Consider the following 15,690-nt stretch of genomic DNA (forward strand, 5'->3'; position numbering starts at 1 on the left):
AAGCCGTCCGCGCCCCCTGCTGCCGCCACCAGTTCTGCCGCGCCTTCGGCTGCCGAGGCACGGATGCTACGAGGAAGGAGGTCGTCCACCCCGGGGAAAGCGGCCGCGATCGTCGCCGCTTTCCCTTCTGGGGGGTGGCAGGATGCTCTGCCGTTGACGCCAGCGATGAGCCGTTCGTGACGGTCAGCCGGCCAAGAGCATGATCAGCGCCTGTCGCCACGGGCTACCCCGCTCCCGGGGCTCCAGCTCGGCGGGTCGCGCAGGCGCATGCCGGCACGGACCGGGGGCAGTTCGGTCGTGATCTTCCTTGTTGATCGGCAACGAAGACGGCGTTCCATCCGTTATCGCCGCGAATGTGCGCGATCATCTCGTTACAATGCCGACTCCGCTGAAGGATGGGGGTCCGCATGGCGCTGGAGATCAGGTTCCTCGGCCCGTGGCAGGTGCTGGCCGCTGACGAACCGGTCCGGCTCGCCGGGCAACGACGCATCGGTGTGCTGGCCAGACTCGCCCTGAACGCCGGGAAGGTCGTACTCGCCGAGCGGATCCTCACCGACATCTGGGAAGACAGCTCCACGGCGACCCCGGCCAAACAACTCCACATCGTGATCTCCAAACTACGCCGAACCCTCGGAACCCATGCCACCGAAGAGATCATCCAGACCGTGCCCGGCGGCTACCGGCTCGCGCTCGAACCGGACCACATCGACGCGCACCTGTTCCTGCGCCTGGCCGAACGCGCCCGCGTCGGCCAGAGGCAGGGGGCCGCGGCCACCGCGGACACCCTGTTCCGCGCAGCCCTGCAGCTGTGGCGAGGCGAGCCGCTGGCCGAACTGACCGCCCCCTGGGCGCGCATCGAGGCCACCCGCCTGGAAGAAGAGCACTTGGCCGTCCTGGAGGACCACGCCGATCTCCGCCTCGCCGCAGGGGACCACCACGCGGTGGCCGCCGACCTGGCCGTGCACGTGCGTGCCCACCCGCTGCGCGAACGCCCCGCCGCCCAGCTCATCCTCGCCCTGTACCGCGCCGGTCGCCCATCCGAGGCGCTCGCCGCCTACCAGGACACCCGCCGGGTGATGATCGCCGAACTCGGCATCGAACCCGGCGCCGAACTACGCAGCCTGCACCAGGCCGTCCTGGTCAAGGACCCCGTCCTCGACCTGACCTCCCCGGCCCAGCAGGTCACGGTCAGCAAGCCGTACCTGCCGGCCGAACTGCCCGCCGACACCGACGCCTTCACCGCCCGTACCGCCGAGATCGACCGCCTGCGCACCGCGCTCGCCCCCGCCGGCAACCCTGCTCACAGCCCCGCCGGCAGCCCCGCTCACGGGCCCGCCATCACCGTGATCGACGGACCCGGCGGCATCGGCAAATCCGCCCTGGCCATTCACGTCGCCCACGCCATGGCCGCCCGGTTCACCGACGGCGTCCTCTACATCGACCTGCACGGCGCCACCGAAGGCCTCCGGCCGCTGACGCCGCTCGAGGCGCTCGGCCGGCTCCTGCGCTCGCTCGGGCTGGACGGCCCCGCCATACCGGCCACGGTCGGCGAGGCCGCGGCCCGCTACCGGTCCTTGACGTCGGCGCGGAACGTGCTGATCATCCTCGACAACGCCCTCGACACCCGCCAGATCCGCCCGCTCATTCCCGCCGGGCCGAGGTGTGCGGTCGTCATCACGAGCCGGCAGGCCCTCACCTCGATCGACGGGGCGAGCCACCTGAACCTGCCCGGGCTCGACCCGTCCGAATCCACCGCGCTGCTGGCCAGAATCGCCGGCCCCGGCCGGGTCCACGCCGAGCCCGAGGCCGCCGGGCGGATCGTCCGGCTCTGCGGGGGACTGCCCCTCGCCCTGCGCATCGCGGCGGCGCGTCTGGCCGCCCGCCCCGACTGGACACTGTCCTACCTCGCCGACAGGCTCGCCGACGCCACCCGCCGCCTGGACACGCTGGAGCACGCCGACCTGGCCGTACGCGCCGGCATCGCGGTCAGCCACCGCCACCTGAGCGAAGAGCCGAGCGGCCAGGACGCCGCGCACGTCCTGCCGCTCCTCGGCCTGCTCGACACGCCGACCCACACCCCGGCCGCCACGGCGGCGCTGGCCGACTGGCCCGAGGCACGAGCGGAGGCGGCTCTCGAACGGCTCCTCGACGCCCGGCTGCTGGAATCCGCGGGGCACGGCCGGTATCGCTTTCACGATCTGATCCGCTTGTACGCCCGCGAGCTGCCCACGGCGGGGCGTGCGGCCGCACTCCGCCGCGGGCTTCACCACTACCTGGCCACGGCCAACACCGCTACCGGACTCGTGCACGTCCGGCTCGAGGAGCCCGCCTACGCGGCCGAGCGGCCCGGTGTCGCGCTCGCCGACGCGCGGGAGGCCGGCGAATGGACCGAGGCCGAGCGTGACAACCTGCTGGCCGTGGCCCGCCAGGCCACCGACCCGGGCACCACCGTCGGGCTGGCGATCGGTCTGCACTGGCCGTTCAACTACCGCGGCTGGGTCACGCAACTGGCCGACGTCCATCGCAACGCGGCCGAGGTGGCCGCGCGGTGCGGCGACTGGGCCGGGCAGGCGCAGGCGGAGAGCTTCCTGGGCTGGATCCTTCGCGACCAGGGACGCTACGAGCAGGCGATCGGCCACCTGGAACGAGCCGTGGCGTGCTGGGACAAGACCGCCCTGCCGCATCGGAAGATGAGCTCCTTGAACAAGCTCGGCGTCGTCCACACCATGATCGGGCAGCTCGACCTGGCCGTCGAGAACCTGGCACGCGCCCTGGACCTCGCCGAGAAGGCCGAAGATCGTTACGCCCGGGGCGCCGTCCTCAACAACCGGGTGCACGTGCTCTACCGGCAGGGTCGGTTCGAGGAGGCCATCGAGCAGGCCCAGGCGGCCGTCGTGGCATGGGACGGCGTCGGCATCCTGTACGGGGAGGGGGTGTCCCGCGCGACCTTGGCCCGCGCCTTCATGCACGCCGGCCGTCTCACCGAGGCGGCCGACATCTACCAGGTGGCGCTGACGCTCATGCGCGAAGCCGGCTACCGCGCCGGCTACGCCGTGACCGCCTGGTGGTCCGCCCAGACCCAACACGCCCTGGGGCGGCACGCCGAAGCTCGACAGGACTGGCGCAACTGCTTCGAAACCCTCCTGGAGTCGCGCCTCCTGACCCAGGAGGACGTGGACGGACTACTCAGGCAGTCCGTTCCGGACATGCCGGGACCGATCAGGAACATGCTGTAGGACCAGTCATGGGGGAGTGTTCTGCTCGGGCGCGCCGCCCAGCACGTGACGGCGTCGTCACGGCTCAGGTCTCGATGCCGTGCCGGAGCATCTGCCAGATCCGCTCGGCGGCCTCCGTGCGCTCGGTCTGATCGGGAAGCTCGGCGAGAAGCAGGGCCAGCATGCCGATGGCGAGAAGCAGATCGTGGGTCGTCACCTCCGCCCGCACGCGGCCCGCGCGCTGGGCTTCGGCGAGCCCGCCCTCCAGCAGTCGCTGCACGCGTTCGCGCAGCTCGATGATGCGCGGGTCGGGCTGCGGGGGCATGGTGACCAGGCGGACGAACGTGGTCGAGGCGATGGCCTGCTCGGTGACCAGGGCCAGCACCTCGTCGAGGGTGGTGCCGGGCTTGGCGGCCAGCGCCTCCAGCTCGCCGATGCTGTCTTCGAAGACGGCCAGGGCGAGGCTGAGGCGGTCGGGGAAGTGGCGGTAGAGGCTGCCCTGCCCGACCCCGGCCGCCCGCGCGACGTCGGTGAGCGAGGTGTCGTATCCGGAGGCGGCGAAGGCGTCGCGTGCCGCCGCGATCAACGCGGCCCGGTTGTGCGCTGCGGCTTTCGGGCCTCGGTTGGGTCGACGGGCGGCAGTCACAACGGTTAGGGTACCAACCGGACGTATGAGTCCGGTTGTCTGAGGCTCCGTGCGCCCGGCAAGGCAGGCGTCTGGATGCGGCGCGCGCGTGTGCCGTGAAACGTCACCGATGTCCTCCTGTCACGCCCCGATCGAAAGGACACCCCTTGACCATGACCTTCGACGACCGCGTCGCCCTCGTCACGGGCGCCGGCTCCGGCATCGGCAGGGCGATGGCCGTGGCCTTCGCCAAGGCGGGCGCCCGCGTGGTGGTCTGCGACATCGATGCCGACAGCGCCGGACGCACCGCCTCCGACCTCGGCGGCGCCGCCGTCGCCGCCACCGCCGACATCGGGGACGAGGCCTCGGTCGCCGCGCTGGTCGAGACGGCGATCGGCACGTACGGGCGGATCGACGTGCTGTGCAACAACGCCGGGATCATGGACACCATGGCCCTGCCCGCCGACATCCCCGTCGAGCAGTGGGAGCGTGTCCTGCGGATCAACCTGACCGGCACGTTCCTGGTCACTCACGCGGTCCTGCCGCACATGCTGCGCCAGGGCGGCGGCGCGATCGTCAACACCGCCTCCGAGGCGGGCATCCGCGGCGGCGCGGCAGGGGCCGCCTACACCGCCTCCAAGCACGGCGTCGTCGGCCTGACCAAGAGCGTGGCCTGGGCCTACGCCAAGGACGGCATCCGCTGCAACGCCATCCTGCCCGGCCCCACCATGACCAACATCGCCAACGGCGCGTCCTTCGACCCGACCGGCTCGGCGCGCCTCGGCCCCGTGCTCGCCCTCGGCGAGCGCCTCGCCCAGCCCGAGCAGATGGCCGACGCCGCCCTCTACCTCGCCTCCGACGCGGCCTCGTTCGTCAACGGCGCGATCGTCCCGGTCGACGGCGGCTGGTCAGCGGCCTGAGAAACGGTCAGCTGCCCGAGAAACGGTCAGCGGCCTGAGAAGACGCCGGGGCCGGTTCAGCGCCTGCCCCGGCGTGGCACAGGCCGGGAGCTCTCCTCGTCGATGAAGGTCGTCTCGATGAGAGAGCACCATCGCAACCCCCCTATGGAAGGCGTATGGTCCGACGATCGGTCACCGGTAGGTGCCGGTCGGTAGATGTGGTCACCCTCGAAATTCCGTAGCGAGAGGATCACATCGATGAGGCGTGGCAAGACTGCCGGCCTGGCCGCCGGGGTGGCCTGCGCGATGCTGGCATTCGGCGTACCGGCACCCGCTGCCGCCGAGCCGGTCAAGCTGGGGGACGTCCAGCAGGCGATCAGTGGCCTGGCGAGGATCGATGGCGTGGTGGGGGCCATCGGTGAGGTGTACGTCGACGGCAAGCGGATGGGCAGGGGGACGGCGGGCTCGCGCCTGCTCGGCGGCAAGGGCGGGCGTATCCCCTCGGGTTCGCGTTACCGCATCGCGTCCCAGACCAAGCTGATGGAGGCCGTGGTCGTTCTGCAACTGGTCGGGGAGGGCAAGCTCAGCCTGGACGACAAGCTCGGTGACGTCCTGCCCGGGGTGTATGGGGACGGGGCCGAGAAGATCGCCGTGCGGGATCTGATCCGGCACACCTCCGGCATCCCCGACTTCGCCGAGAGCGGGAAGTTCGACGTCTTCGACTTCACCACCGCCTACAAGCCGATCGACCTGGTGCGGGCCGCACGTGCTCTGCCGCAGGGTGAGCTCGGGAAGTACCGCTACTCCACCACCAACTACGTGCTCCTCGGCATGATCATCGAGAAGGTGACCGGCCACGACCGGGCCGCCGAGTTCCAGCGGCGCCTGTTCGCCCCGCTCGGCATGAAGCACACCTATCTGGCCACCAAGGTGTCCGACCGGATCAGGGGCCCGCACGGGCACGGCTACCACCCCGACGCCCAGGGCAGGCCGCGCGACGTCGACCGGCTCAACGCCACCAGCGCCCCCGAAGGGGCCATCTCCACCGCGCACGACGTCAGCGCCTTCTACCGCGCGCTCAGCCACGGCAAGCTGGTTCCCGAGGACCTGCAGCGACAGCTGCCACGGCCGTTCCCCAACCTGTGCGGCGGGACGGTCTCCTCGGCCTCCGGCGGCCTGCCCGGCATCAGCTCCACCACCTTCTCCTCGACCGACGGCCGGATCCAGTTCGCGATCGCCGCCACCTTGAAGATCGACAACGAGAAGGCGATGGCCGTCGGCGACGCCACCACCAAGGCCGCCGAAGCCGTGCTCTGCCCCGGCCGATGACCGGAGCCCTCCGGCGGCCACGCCTCACGCGGCCCGCCGGTGGCCTTGGCGAATCTCCCCTCTGCCCCGACCAGGAAAGAAGCGTTGTCGTGAAACGTTGGACCAGGGTGCGCCTCGGCGTGCTGAGCTGCGCGATGCTGGGCGCTGCCCTACCGGGCACCGCCACGGCCGACCAGGCCGATCCGGCCGTCGACTGGAAGGCCTGCCCGTCCTACTCCGATGCGGCGATCGCCGGCATGGGCTATCCCCAGGAGCAGGCAGCGGCGTTCCGCACCCTGCTGGAGCGGCTGGAATGCGGGACCGTGAGCGTCCCGCTGGACTACGGCGACCCTGACGGCCGGCAGATCACCATCGCGGTCACCCGGCTGGCCGCCACGCACCAGGAGCACCGGCTCGGCGCGCTCGCGGTCGCCCCGGGCGGGCCGGGCCAGCCCGGCTACCTCGACCCGCTCCGGGTCACGCTCAACAACCAGGAGAGCGCGAGGCTGAACGAGCGGTTCGACCTCATCGGCTTCGACCCCCGCGGCGTGAACTACAGCACCAAGGTCGACTGCGCGGGCTCGGGCCAGATCGGCGGCAGCGCCGGGCCGCTGACGAAGGCGGCGGCCAAGCGGAACTACGACGCCGAGGCCGCCGGCAACAGGGCCTGCGGGCGGGCCGATCCCGCCTTCCTCGGCCGGCTCACCACCGTGAACGTGGCCCGCGACCTCAACGCGGTGCGGGCCGCGCTGGGCGAGCCGAAGCTCAACCTGCTCGGCGTGTCCTACGGCACCTGGCTCGGCGCGGTCTACCGCAGCCTCTTCCCCGACCGGACCGGCCGCGTCTTCCTCGACAGCGTGGCCGGCCCGGGCAACAGCCTGGCCAAGCACGAGGAGACACGCGTGCGGGCCCGAGTGGCCGCAGGCGGGCAGGGCGCTCGCCGAGTTGCGGGATGCGAGCGGCAGCACCGCGCCGCCCGCCGTCAAGCAGCTCTTCGGCGCCCGGCAGCCCGCGCCCGTCCCCGGCGCGACGGAGTGGGTCAACATGACGATGAACCGCGCGGTCAAGTGCAACGAGGACCACAGCCGGCTCAGCTTCTCCGCCGCCTGGAAGGCCTACCAGAAGCTGCTCAAGAGCAATCCGGTGACCGGCCGGGCCTCCTACTTCGGCGCCGGCTGCGCGGGCTGGCCGCTGCCGGCACAGACGACCCGGCTGCGCCACGGCGAGGGGTCGCTGGTCCTGGCCGGGCACCGTTACGAGTTCATGTCCGCCTACGAGTACGCCGCCCGGATGCAGGCCGAGATCGGCGGCAGGATCTACACCGTCGACGACGACGCGCACTCCTCAGCCCTGCGCGAATGCGCCGCCGACCTGGTCGCCTACTTCACCACCGGCCGCATCGACCCGGGCTGCCCCGGCGCCAGGGTGCCGACGCCGTGATCCGCCACGCCTACGTCGCGGCGGCCCGGACGCCGAGGACGACGAGCGCGGCCCCGGCCACCCTGCCGACCGCACGCTTGAAGCGGGCCTGGCGAACGAGGTGTGCCCCTTGGTGGATGAGGGCCGTCCAGGTCAGCAGCCACACCGCCATCAGCAGGGCGTGGGCGGTGGCCAGGGTGAGGATCTGCCCGCCGACGGGACGGCCGGAGAGGACGAACTGCGGGACCAGGGTCAGGTAGATGGAGGCGGCCCTCGGGTTGAGCACGTTCGCGAGCAGGGACTGGGTGTAGACGGAGCCGGTCCGTTTCGGCTGGTCCGTGAGCGTGGGAGACGGGGGCAGGGTGGCGGAGCGCCAGGTCCACAGGCCCAGGCCGACGAGGTAGGCCGCGCCGAGGAGTTTGACGGCGGTGAAGGCCTGGCTGGAGTGCATGACCAGTGCCGACAGGCCGGCGGCGGCCAGGGTCGCGTGCGCGTACAGGCCGGTGACCGTACCCAGGAGGACCGGGAGAGCCTGGCGGCGGCCGCCGGCCGTGACGTGCTGGATCAGCAGGGTCAGGCTGGCGCCGGGAGTGGCGATGATGGGCAGGATCGCCAGCAGGAACGCGGCGACCCCGTACGGGTGGATCATGCCGGGAGCACGACGCGGTAGTGCGTGGTGAGGCGGCGGTCGCCGTCCAGGACGTGGAAGGCGAGGCCGGGCGGTTGCTCGCGGTCGGCGGGCTGGTCGCCCTCCCACGGCAGGCGCAGGGTCCAGGTGACGGCCGGTCCGACGATCAGGGGGCGGCCGGCGAACGTGGAGGCGGCGGCGGTGTGCGCGTGGCCGGTGAGCACCGCCACGACCTGAGGATGGGCGTGGAGCAGCGCGGCGAGGGCGTCAGGCTCTCGCAGCCGCCCGGAGTCGGGCAGCGGGTGGTGGAGCTCGACGGGCGGCTGGTGGAAGGCGATCAGGGCGGGCGTCTCCGGGGCGAGCCCGTCGAGGGTGGTGTGCATCCAGGCGAGGGTTCCGGGGTCCAGGCGGCCCTCGTCGTGGCCGGGGATGGTGGAGTCGCACATCAGGATGGCGGTGCCGGCGATGTGGTGGACCTGGTTGATGGGGTCGGTGCCGGGTGGCCGGCGCAGCAGTGCCTTGCGGTAGGCGGAGCGGATGTCGTGGTTGCCGGGGCAGGTGAGCACGGGGAAGGGTGCGGCCAGGATTCCGGCGGCCTGCTCGTACTCGGCCTCCTCGCCGTGGTCGGCGATGTCGCCGGTGACCAGCAGGGCGTCGACGGGGCGGGGCAGCGCGCGCAGGTGGTCCATGACCTGGGTGGCGCGCCGGGTCGCCCGGTCGGTGCCGGTTCGCGCAGGCGGTCAGCCCGGCACCGCCGAGCAGGGCCGACGCCGGCCGGCTGATGCCCGCCGAGCAGGCGCTGGCGCGGCTCAACGCGGCGGCCGCCCGCGAGGCGATCGTCCCGCAGCTCGACTGGCCGGCCGGCGGGACGCCGTGGGCGGGGGTGCTGTCGGCCGAGCGCGACGCGAACGTCCGGCTGGTCGCGGCGCTGGCGCGGGCCGCCATCGACTTCCTGAGCGGGCCCCGGCGGGAGCGGTTGCGGGCCTGCAACGCGCCGCGTTGCGTGCGCTACTTCGTGCAGAGCCACGGGCGGCAGGAGTGGTGCAAGCCGTCATGCGGCAACCGCGCCCGGGCGGCACGCCACTACCAGCGTCACAGCGCCACGGCCGCGCACGACCTGTCCGGATCCTCACAACCGCTGTGAGCCGATCGGCCGGGCGCCGAGCAGCAGCGGCTCGCGGGAGGCCGGACGGCCGAGCGGGTCCCTGGCCGGAGCGGCCGCCACGACCCCGGCAGCACGCTCCGGCTCATTCCCGCGCAGCGGGAGCCATGGAGATGTTCCAGAAGTCGGCGTAGCGGCCGCCGTGGCCGAGCAGTTCGTCATGGCTGCCTTCCTCCACGATCCGCCCGCCGTCGAGGAAGATGACGCGGTCGGCGCGGTGGACGGTACGCATGCGATGGGCCACCATCACCACCGTCCGGCCGGCCATCAGGCGCTCGATGCCCTCGTGGACGGCCGCCTCGTTGACCGGGTCCAGCGCCGAGGTCACCTCGTCGAGCAGCACGATGGGAGCGTTCTTCAGCAGCGCCCGCGCGATCGAGACCCGCTGGCGCTCACCACCGGACAGCAGCGCGCCGCCCTCGCCGACGTTCGCCGCCCATCCGCCGGGCAGGCGCTCGATCACCTCGTCCAGCCGTGCCGCGGCAGCCGCGGCCCGTACGTCGGCCTCGTCGGCGTGGGGACGGCCCAGGCGCACGTTCTCCTCGATGGTGCCGTCGAAGAGGTAGACGTCCTGGAAGACGATGGCGATCCGCGCCATCAACGCCTCGGTGCTGATCGCGCGCACGTCCACGCCTCCCACGCGCACCGCGCCGGCGTCCACGTCGTAGAAGCGCGCCAGCAGCTGCAGCAGCGTGCTCTTGCCCGCCCCGGACGGCCCGACGACCGCCAGCCGCTGTCCCTCCGGGACGGTGAACGACACCTCGTCGAACACCGTGCGCTCGCCGTGCCGGAAGGTGACGGTGTCGAACTCCAGGCCGTGGTGCGCCGGCTGGATCGGCTCGCGAGGTTCCCGCAGCGGCTCGGTGCGCAGCACCGTCTCGAGCCTGGCCAGCTCCGCACGCGCGCCGCGGAGCTTGCCGCCGATGTCCGACAGCGACAGCAGCGGGTCGGCGCAGCGGGCGGCCAGCACCAGGATCGCCAGGATCTCCGCCGCGCTGATGTCCCCGCCGAGCGCGAGGTGGGCGCCCAGGACCAGGAGCCCGGTGAAGACCGCCTGCACGGTGAGCGTCAGCCCCACGGCGCCGGGCAGCGTCGCCAGCACGGTACGGCGGGAGGCGCGCTGGACGTCCAGCAGCGAGTCGTCGAGCAGCTGGAAGCGTTCGCCGGTCCGGCCGCCGGCTCGCAGCACCGGCTGGGCCTGGAGGAATTCGATGACGCGCCCGCCGGCCTCCTGGTCGCGCTCGTGACGCTCGGCGTCGGCGGCGGCCGTCGCGCGTGCCGTCCAGGCCTGGATCGCCGCCACGACGGGTGCGGCGAGCAACGCGGCCAGCCCCATCCGCCAGTTGAAGGCGGTCATCACGGCCACGATGGTCAGCGGCGTGACCAGTGCGGAGATGAACGGTGCCAGCAGATGCGCGGCCACGCCCATGGCTTGCAGGAGGCCGCGGCCGGCCAGGACGGACACCTCGCCGATACGACCGGCGTCGTACCAGCCGAGGGGGAGGCGGGCCAGGTGCTCGCCGAGCCGGTGATACATGCCGCGCAACATGGTGGTCCCGACCCGCATGCCGGACAAGTCGCTGATGTAGCGCAGCACGGCGTAGAGGACGACCGCGGCCCCGAACGCGACCAGCCAGGGCACGGCGTCCGCGGGCGTGCTGCCGAGCAGCGCCCGCAGCACCGGGACCAGCAGCGCGTAGGACAGACCTTCGACCACCGCGGTGATCGTCATCAGGATCACGGTGCGGCGCATCGCCCGGGCGTACTCGTCTCCGAGCACGCGCAGCAACATTCGGATCATCGGGGCTCGTCTCCTCGCAGTACGCCACCGTGGGTCTCGGTCTCGGCGGATCGGTGGGATCGCCAGAACTCGGCGAACCTTCCGCCTTGTGTCAGCAGGTCGGCGGGCCTGCCGCGTTCGACGATCGCCCCGTCCTCCAGCACCACGACGGTGTCGGCGTCGGCGACCGTCTCCAGCCGGTGGGCGATGACGACGATCGTGCGGTCGCGGCTCAGCGTCGCCAGGGCCCGGCGGACCGCCTGTTCGGTCTGCGGGTCGGCGAAGGAGGTCGCCTCGTCCAGCACCAGAACGGGCGCGTCGGCCAGCAGCGCGCGGGCGATCGAGATCCGCTGCGCCTCGCCTCCGGACAGCTTGGCCTCCTCACCGAGCACCGTGTCGTATCCGCGTGGCAGCTGGAGGATGCGGTCGTGGATGCCGGCCAGCCGGGCAGCGCGGACCACGTCGTCGCGGCCGGCTCGCGGCACGGCCAGCGCGATGTTGTCGGCGACCGAGGCGCGCAGCAGACGGACGTCCTGGAAGACGAAGGACACCTGCCGATACAGCTCCCGGCTGCCGATCTCGCGCAGATCGACGCCGCCGAGAAGGACCGAGCCGTGGGTGGGGTCGAAGAACCGCGGCAGCAGCTGGACCAGCGTGGACTTGCCGCTTCCCGACGGCCCGACGATCGCGGTGACCGTCCCCGGCTCCAGCACCAGGTCGATGCCGCGCAGCACCTCGTGCTCGGCCCCGTGATCGACCTCGTAGGCGAAGCGGACGTCACGCAGTTCCACCCGGTGCCCCTGCGGCGGACGCGGGCGGGCGGGCTCGGGCAGCGGCCGGACCGCGAGCACGTCCTTGATCCGGCCGACCGCGCGTCCGGCGCTCTGCAGATCGTCGAAGCCGTGGCCGAGCGCCGCCACCGGAGCGGTCAGTCCCAGCCCGAGCAGCAGGAACGGCAGCAGATCCGCCGGGGCCAGGCCACCGGACGTGATCAGCGCCGCGCCACCGGCCAGCACGGTGAGCAGCACGAACGGCGGCGACAGCGCCAGCTGCATCCCGGCGGCGATCACGGACATGCCGCGCACCCAGCGGGAGAAGATGCTGACGAAGTCGTCGGCGGCCGTCAGGAACGAGCGGTGGGCGCGCTCGCCTCCGCCGAACGCCTTGACCACCGAGATGCCCTGCACGAACTCGACGACCGAGCTGGAGATCCGTCCCATGGCCGCGTCGTAGTCCTGCTGCTCGCGCGTCCTGGCGGGCAGCATCAGCAGCGGGACCAGCGCCATCGCCAGCACCACCGGGATCAGCGTGATCAGCGTGAGCCGCCAGTCGACGGTGAACAAGTAGATCAGCGACACCAGCGGCACCACGAACGCGGCGACGAGCTCGCCGGGCGCGTGGGCGATGAACGGGTGCACGGCGCTCACGTCCTCGCCCACCACCTTGGCCAGCTCGCCGGTGCGGCGCCGGGAGAACCAGCCGATCGGGACGCGTCCCAGCGACGCGGCCAGCTGCCGGCGGAACGTCAGTTGCACCCGGCTGTCGAGAACATGCCCGATGCCCGACGACGCGGCGGTGAACAGCAGCCGGACGAGCAGGCCGGCCGCACCCGCGATCACCGTGGTCCGGACGTGCGCGTGGTCGATCGGGCCGGGCGACAGCAGGGTACGGCCCAGCTCGACGACCGCCAGCAGCGGCGCCAGACCCGCGAGCGCCCCGACGACCTGCAGGATCACCACGGCCGCGAAACTCCGCACGTGAGGGCGCAGCAGCCGTGTCATGCTCTGCCCCGCCGCGGGATCGGCATCCGGCTGCTCGATCGTCTGAGCGAGGTCGGTGGTCGTGGTCATCGTTCTCCGGTCTTCGTCGATCTCGTCACGACCCGGCCCGTGGCCGGACCGATGGCAGGTGAGGGGGCGGTGGATGAAGGGGCAGGATGCGAGCGGGCCGGCGTGGGCTTCCAGGCTCCGGTCCGCATCTCCAGGCGGCGGCCTCGCGGCAGGGTGACGGCCATGATGGTGCTGGGGATGTCCAGCTCGATGCGGTGCCACCGCCCGCGCGGGACGATGGCGGCGGTTCCGGCCGTCAGCCTGATCTCTTCCTCCTGCTGCCCCGGCTGCTCGGGGCGGAGGTAGAGGCGGATCTTCCCGATGAGGCAGGAGATGATCTCCTCGGCCTCGGGATGGATCTCCCAGTGGTCGGCGTGGACGTCGGCGCCGGTCTTCGCGTGGAAGGCCGTCAGCTGCCAGCCGTCCTGGCCGGAGTCCGTGAATCTTCTCCCGGCGTGGATCTCGCCGCCCTGGCGCAGGTGGATGGATGACTCGAAGAGATCGATCGGGGTGACGGTCATGCCGCGACGACCTTCCTGCGATGAGTTTCAGCCGTCGGGTCGGGATCGCCTGCGACCCGTGGAAGGTGCCGGGCCGCGCTCGCCCCTGGAGCCTGTCGTGCGCATGCTGGACATCGTGGCGTCCAGCTCTCCGTGGTCCCGTCGGGAATGGTCATGAGCCCAACTGTCGCCGCTGGTGCGCGCCGGTGGATTGGACAAATGTTCCCCTCGCTCGGCTCCCCTAGCATGGGAGCATGCGGTCCACTGTGCGCGAACGTGACGATGCCCTGGTGTGGGACGCCGCATCGTCAGTGCGGCGCAGCAGGGTGACGGGTGTCACCATGGCCGGCTTCCGTGACCGGGGCACGGATCCGGAGGGTCACCGGCTGATTCCGCACCCGGCCGTGACGCTGGCTCTGGACGTGGGGGCCGGCCCGCCCGTCGTCGAGGACGTCGCCGGTCGGCGGCACCAGGGGAGTCTTGTCGCCGGGCTCGGGCTCGGCGGCGCGATGTGGGTGCGAGGCCAGGACATCGCTTGTGTTCAGGTGCGCCTGTCGCCCGTGGTCGCCCGCGCGATTCTGGGCGTCGGCCCGGCCGAGCTGGACGGCCGCGTGGTGACGCTGGACGACCTGTGGGGCAGGCAGGCGTCACGGATCAGCGAGCGACTGGGCGAGGTCTCCTCCTGGCAGGATCGCTTCGCGCTGATCGAGGCGTTGCTCGCCCGTCGGCGCGAGGCGGGGGCGCCGGTCGAGCCTGAGGTGGCCTGGGCCTGGCACCGGATCGTGGCCGGCCGCGGCCTGGTCCGGGTGGAGCTGCTGGCGGCCGAGCTCGGCTGGAGCCGCAAGCGCCTGTGGCGGCGATTCCACGCGCAGATCGGCCTGCCGCCCAAGCGCGCCGCGAAGCTGGTCCGCTTCGACCATGCCGTCCACCGCCTGGCCGCGGGGCATGACGCGGCCGGGGTCGCGGCGGACGGCGGCTACGCCGACCAGTCCCACCTGCATCGGGACGTCATGGAGTTCGCCGGGGTGACCCCCGCGGCCGTGGCCCACGAGCCTTTTCTGGCGGTTGACGACGTCGCCTGGCCCAGCCACGGAACACCCGGCCGGCCCGGCGCCGCCGATCGAGCGCACGTGGCGTGACCGCCCCGGACTTCGGTCCGGCCCTCGTTCTCCAAGTGATCAGCGACAATATGATCATGACGCGTGGCACTGTGAAGTTCTTCAAGGCCGAAAAGGGGTGGGGAGCGATTTCCTCTCCTGCGCTCCCGGCCGATCGTGATGCGTTCGTGCACTTCAGCGATATCGTGGGGAGCGGATACCGGGTTCTGGAGGCAGGCGAGGAGGTCGAGTTCGACCTCGTCGAACGCTCGCAGGACAGCTTCGACTACGTGGCCGAGAACGTCCGCAGACTGTGATGCACCAGGCCGTGCAGGAGATCGTCCCAGAAGTGACACATGCCTGTCTGGCCGGAAGAGGCCACCCGGACGGGCGGGCCGGGTCCACCGTTCGGGCGCACCATCACGTCATGCAGCCAAACCGGGACGAGTTCCTCGCCCAGAGGACGAAAGAACTACGCCAGGAGATCGAGCGCATCCAGCAGGTCGCGCAGGAGTTGCTCACCGCGCAGGAGTCACACGATGCGCTCGCCGACCAGGCGGACGCCGTTCAGACATCCGCCGACACGGGCAATCCGATGATCCTCGGCGTGCTGAACGCCGCCAACGCCCCGACGACGCTCTCCAGCACCGCGTCGTCCGCCCTGAACGTCGCCACGACCGCCCCGAGCGCATGGGCGGTGACGGGACAGGGCCCCGGCGCCGGCGTCGCGGGCTTCGCGACCGCCCCAGGCGCCTTCGCCGGCGTGTACGCGGTCAGCACATACGGAGCCGGATGCTGGTCCTTCAGCAACCAGGGCAGCGGCGTCCACGCGTACAGCGCGAACGGCACGGGCGTGACCGCCCAGGGCGTCAACGGCCCCGGCCTGCTGGCCACGAGCCAGAACGGCACCGCGATCCTGGCCTCCACCAGCAGTAACAGCGGGGCAGGCGTGGTGGCTGACAACGCCTCCGGGTCGGAATCAGGATTCGCCGTCATCGCGCTCGGGCAGTCGGGCGTGGGTCTTTACGCGTCGGGCACGAGGGCCTCGATCCAGCTTCGTCCCACCGCCACGAACGGCCCGCCTGCCTCGGGGTTCCACGAGACCGGGGAGATCATGCTGGACGCCCAGGTCGATCTCTACCTCTGCAAGGCGAGCGGCACGCCAGGGACGTGGAGCCGCATCGGGTGACCGTCCGCGAGCGGGCGGGCTCCCGAGTCTCCGCACACG

At 72.0% G+C, this 15,690-nt stretch carries 14 protein-coding genes and 2 pseudogenes; 10 read left to right on the top strand and 6 right to left on the bottom strand.

The annotated features are described in order from the left end of the window. Positions 1–407: 407 nt before the first annotated feature. On the top strand, positions 408–3,236 hold the full coding sequence (locus ACBJ32_RS40635) for a BTAD domain-containing putative transcriptional regulator (RefSeq protein ID WP_375131320.1): 2,829 nt from the start codon (positions 408–410) through the stop codon (positions 3,234–3,236). Between the two features lie 64 nt (positions 3,237–3,300). On the opposite strand, the gene ACBJ32_RS40640 is transcribed toward ACBJ32_RS40635, so the two are convergent. Next, complete coding sequence (locus ACBJ32_RS40640) at positions 3,301–3,861, bottom strand: TetR/AcrR family transcriptional regulator (protein ID WP_375131321.1); 561 nt, start codon at positions 3,859–3,861, stop codon at positions 3,301–3,303. A 152-nt stretch (positions 3,862–4,013) separates the two neighbouring features. On the opposite strand from ACBJ32_RS40640, the gene ACBJ32_RS40645 reads away from it, so the two are divergent. The 4 genes and pseudogenes from ACBJ32_RS40645 (at position 4,014) to ACBJ32_RS40660 (ending at position 7,487) form a co-directional block, all read left to right on the top strand. After that, a complete protein-coding gene (locus ACBJ32_RS40645; protein WP_375131371.1) occupies positions 4,014–4,760 on the top strand; it encodes an SDR family NAD(P)-dependent oxidoreductase in 747 nt (248 codons plus the stop codon). A 237-nt stretch (positions 4,761–4,997) separates the two neighbouring features. Next, positions 4,998–6,068 (top strand): serine hydrolase domain-containing protein, encoded by a 1,071-nt coding sequence (locus ACBJ32_RS40650; RefSeq protein WP_375131322.1) that lies wholly within the window; start codon positions 4,998–5,000, stop codon positions 6,066–6,068. A gap of 236 nt (positions 6,069–6,304) precedes the next feature. Continuing rightward, positions 6,305–7,009: pseudogene (locus ACBJ32_RS40655) on the top strand (alpha/beta fold hydrolase); the annotation flags it as partial. Next, positions 6,993–7,487 carry an alpha/beta hydrolase gene (locus ACBJ32_RS40660; protein ID WP_375131375.1) on the top strand — a complete coding sequence of 165 codons (495 nt, stop codon included), beginning with the start codon at positions 6,993–6,995 and terminating at the stop codon, positions 7,485–7,487. The pseudogene ACBJ32_RS40655 and the gene ACBJ32_RS40660, both read left to right, overlap by 17 nt. 10 nt (positions 7,488–7,497) lie before the next feature. Here the strand turns inward: ACBJ32_RS40660 and ACBJ32_RS40665 are convergent, their stop codons facing one another. Both ACBJ32_RS40665 and ACBJ32_RS40670 read right to left on the bottom strand, forming a co-directional pair. Beyond that, positions 7,498–8,115 carry a LysE family translocator gene (locus ACBJ32_RS40665; protein WP_375131323.1) on the bottom strand — a complete coding sequence of 206 codons (618 nt, stop codon included), beginning with the start codon at positions 8,113–8,115 and terminating at the stop codon, positions 7,498–7,500. Beyond that, positions 8,112–8,783 (bottom strand): metallophosphoesterase, encoded by a 672-nt coding sequence (locus ACBJ32_RS40670; protein ID WP_375131324.1) that lies wholly within the window; start codon positions 8,781–8,783, stop codon positions 8,112–8,114. The genes ACBJ32_RS40665 and ACBJ32_RS40670 overlap by 4 nt, the downstream gene beginning before the upstream one ends. Before the next feature lie 86 nt (positions 8,784–8,869). Here ACBJ32_RS40670 and ACBJ32_RS40675 point away from each other — a divergent pair. Both ACBJ32_RS40675 and ACBJ32_RS40680 read left to right on the top strand, forming a co-directional pair. Continuing rightward, positions 8,870–9,046, top strand: a pseudogene (locus ACBJ32_RS40675) (ABATE domain-containing protein); the annotation flags it as partial. A gap of 24 nt (positions 9,047–9,070) precedes the next feature. Continuing rightward, entirely contained in the window at positions 9,071–9,238 is a 168-nt protein-coding gene (locus tag ACBJ32_RS40680; protein WP_375131372.1) for a CGNR zinc finger domain-containing protein, read from the top strand. A gap of 103 nt (positions 9,239–9,341) precedes the next feature. On the opposite strand, the gene ACBJ32_RS40685 is transcribed toward ACBJ32_RS40680, so the two are convergent. From ACBJ32_RS40685 to ACBJ32_RS40695, 3 genes are read right to left on the bottom strand one after another with little or no spacing between them, the layout of a single operon-like run. Next, positions 9,342–11,057, bottom strand: coding sequence for an ABC transporter ATP-binding protein (locus tag ACBJ32_RS40685; protein ID WP_375131325.1), 1,716 nt, complete (start codon positions 11,055–11,057; stop codon positions 9,342–9,344). Beyond that, complete coding sequence (locus ACBJ32_RS40690; RefSeq protein ID WP_375131326.1) at positions 11,054–12,886, bottom strand: ABC transporter ATP-binding protein; 1,833 nt, start codon at positions 12,884–12,886, stop codon at positions 11,054–11,056. Before ACBJ32_RS40690 ends, ACBJ32_RS40685 begins: the two co-directional genes overlap by 4 nt. Further along, positions 12,883–13,386 carry a cupin gene (locus ACBJ32_RS40695; RefSeq protein ID WP_375131327.1) on the bottom strand — a complete coding sequence of 168 codons (504 nt, stop codon included), beginning with the start codon at positions 13,384–13,386 and terminating at the stop codon, positions 12,883–12,885. The genes ACBJ32_RS40690 and ACBJ32_RS40695 overlap by 4 nt, the downstream gene beginning before the upstream one ends. Before the next feature lie 233 nt (positions 13,387–13,619). Between ACBJ32_RS40695 and ACBJ32_RS40700 the strand changes: the two genes are divergently transcribed. From ACBJ32_RS40700 to ACBJ32_RS40710, 3 genes are all read left to right on the top strand, one after another. Continuing rightward, positions 13,620–14,504, top strand: a complete 885-nt coding sequence (locus ACBJ32_RS40700; protein ID WP_375131328.1) for a helix-turn-helix domain-containing protein — start codon at positions 13,620–13,622, stop codon at positions 14,502–14,504. Further along, positions 14,501–14,779 carry a cold-shock protein gene (locus tag ACBJ32_RS40705; RefSeq protein ID WP_375131329.1) on the top strand — a complete coding sequence of 93 codons (279 nt, stop codon included), beginning with the start codon at positions 14,501–14,503 and terminating at the stop codon, positions 14,777–14,779. Before ACBJ32_RS40700 ends, ACBJ32_RS40705 begins: the two co-directional genes overlap by 4 nt. Positions 14,780–14,889: 110 nt before the next feature. Then, positions 14,890–15,651: a hypothetical protein gene (locus ACBJ32_RS40710; RefSeq protein WP_375131330.1), complete on the top strand. Its 762-nt coding sequence runs from the start codon at positions 14,890–14,892 to the stop codon at positions 15,649–15,651. Positions 15,652–15,690 lie beyond the last annotated feature (39 nt).

Origin of the sequence: Nonomuraea sp. GTA35 (assembly GCF_041950525.1) — a bacterium.
GTDB lineage: Bacteria > Actinomycetota > Actinomycetes > Streptosporangiales > Streptosporangiaceae > Nonomuraea.

Excerpts from the sequence above, each read along its gene's own strand:
- ACBJ32_RS40635 (WP_375131320.1), top strand. The coding sequence starts at position 408 with ATGGCGCTGGAGATCAGGTTCCTCGGCCCGTGGCAGGTGCTGGCCGCT.
- ACBJ32_RS40645 (WP_375131371.1), top strand. The coding sequence starts at position 4,014 with ATGACCTTCGACGACCGCGTCGCCCTCGTCACGGGCGCCGGCTCCGGC.
- ACBJ32_RS40650 (WP_375131322.1), top strand. The coding sequence starts at position 4,998 with ATGAGGCGTGGCAAGACTGCCGGCCTGGCCGCCGGGGTGGCCTGCGCG.
- ACBJ32_RS40665 (WP_375131323.1), bottom strand. The coding sequence starts at position 8,115 with ATGATCCACCCGTACGGGGTCGCCGCGTTCCTGCTGGCGATCCTGCCC.
- ACBJ32_RS40670 (WP_375131324.1), bottom strand. The coding sequence starts at position 8,783 with ATGGACCACCTGCGCGCGCTGCCCCGCCCCGTCGACGCCCTGCTGGTC.
- ACBJ32_RS40685 (WP_375131325.1), bottom strand. The coding sequence starts at position 11,057 with ATGATCCGAATGTTGCTGCGCGTGCTCGGAGACGAGTACGCCCGGGCG.
- ACBJ32_RS40690 (WP_375131326.1), bottom strand. The coding sequence starts at position 12,886 with ATGACCACGACCACCGACCTCGCTCAGACGATCGAGCAGCCGGATGCC.
- ACBJ32_RS40695 (WP_375131327.1), bottom strand. The coding sequence starts at position 13,386 with ATGACCGTCACCCCGATCGATCTCTTCGAGTCATCCATCCACCTGCGC.
- ACBJ32_RS40700 (WP_375131328.1), top strand. The coding sequence starts at position 13,620 with ATGCGGTCCACTGTGCGCGAACGTGACGATGCCCTGGTGTGGGACGCC.
- ACBJ32_RS40710 (WP_375131330.1), top strand. The coding sequence starts at position 14,890 with ATGCAGCCAAACCGGGACGAGTTCCTCGCCCAGAGGACGAAAGAACTA.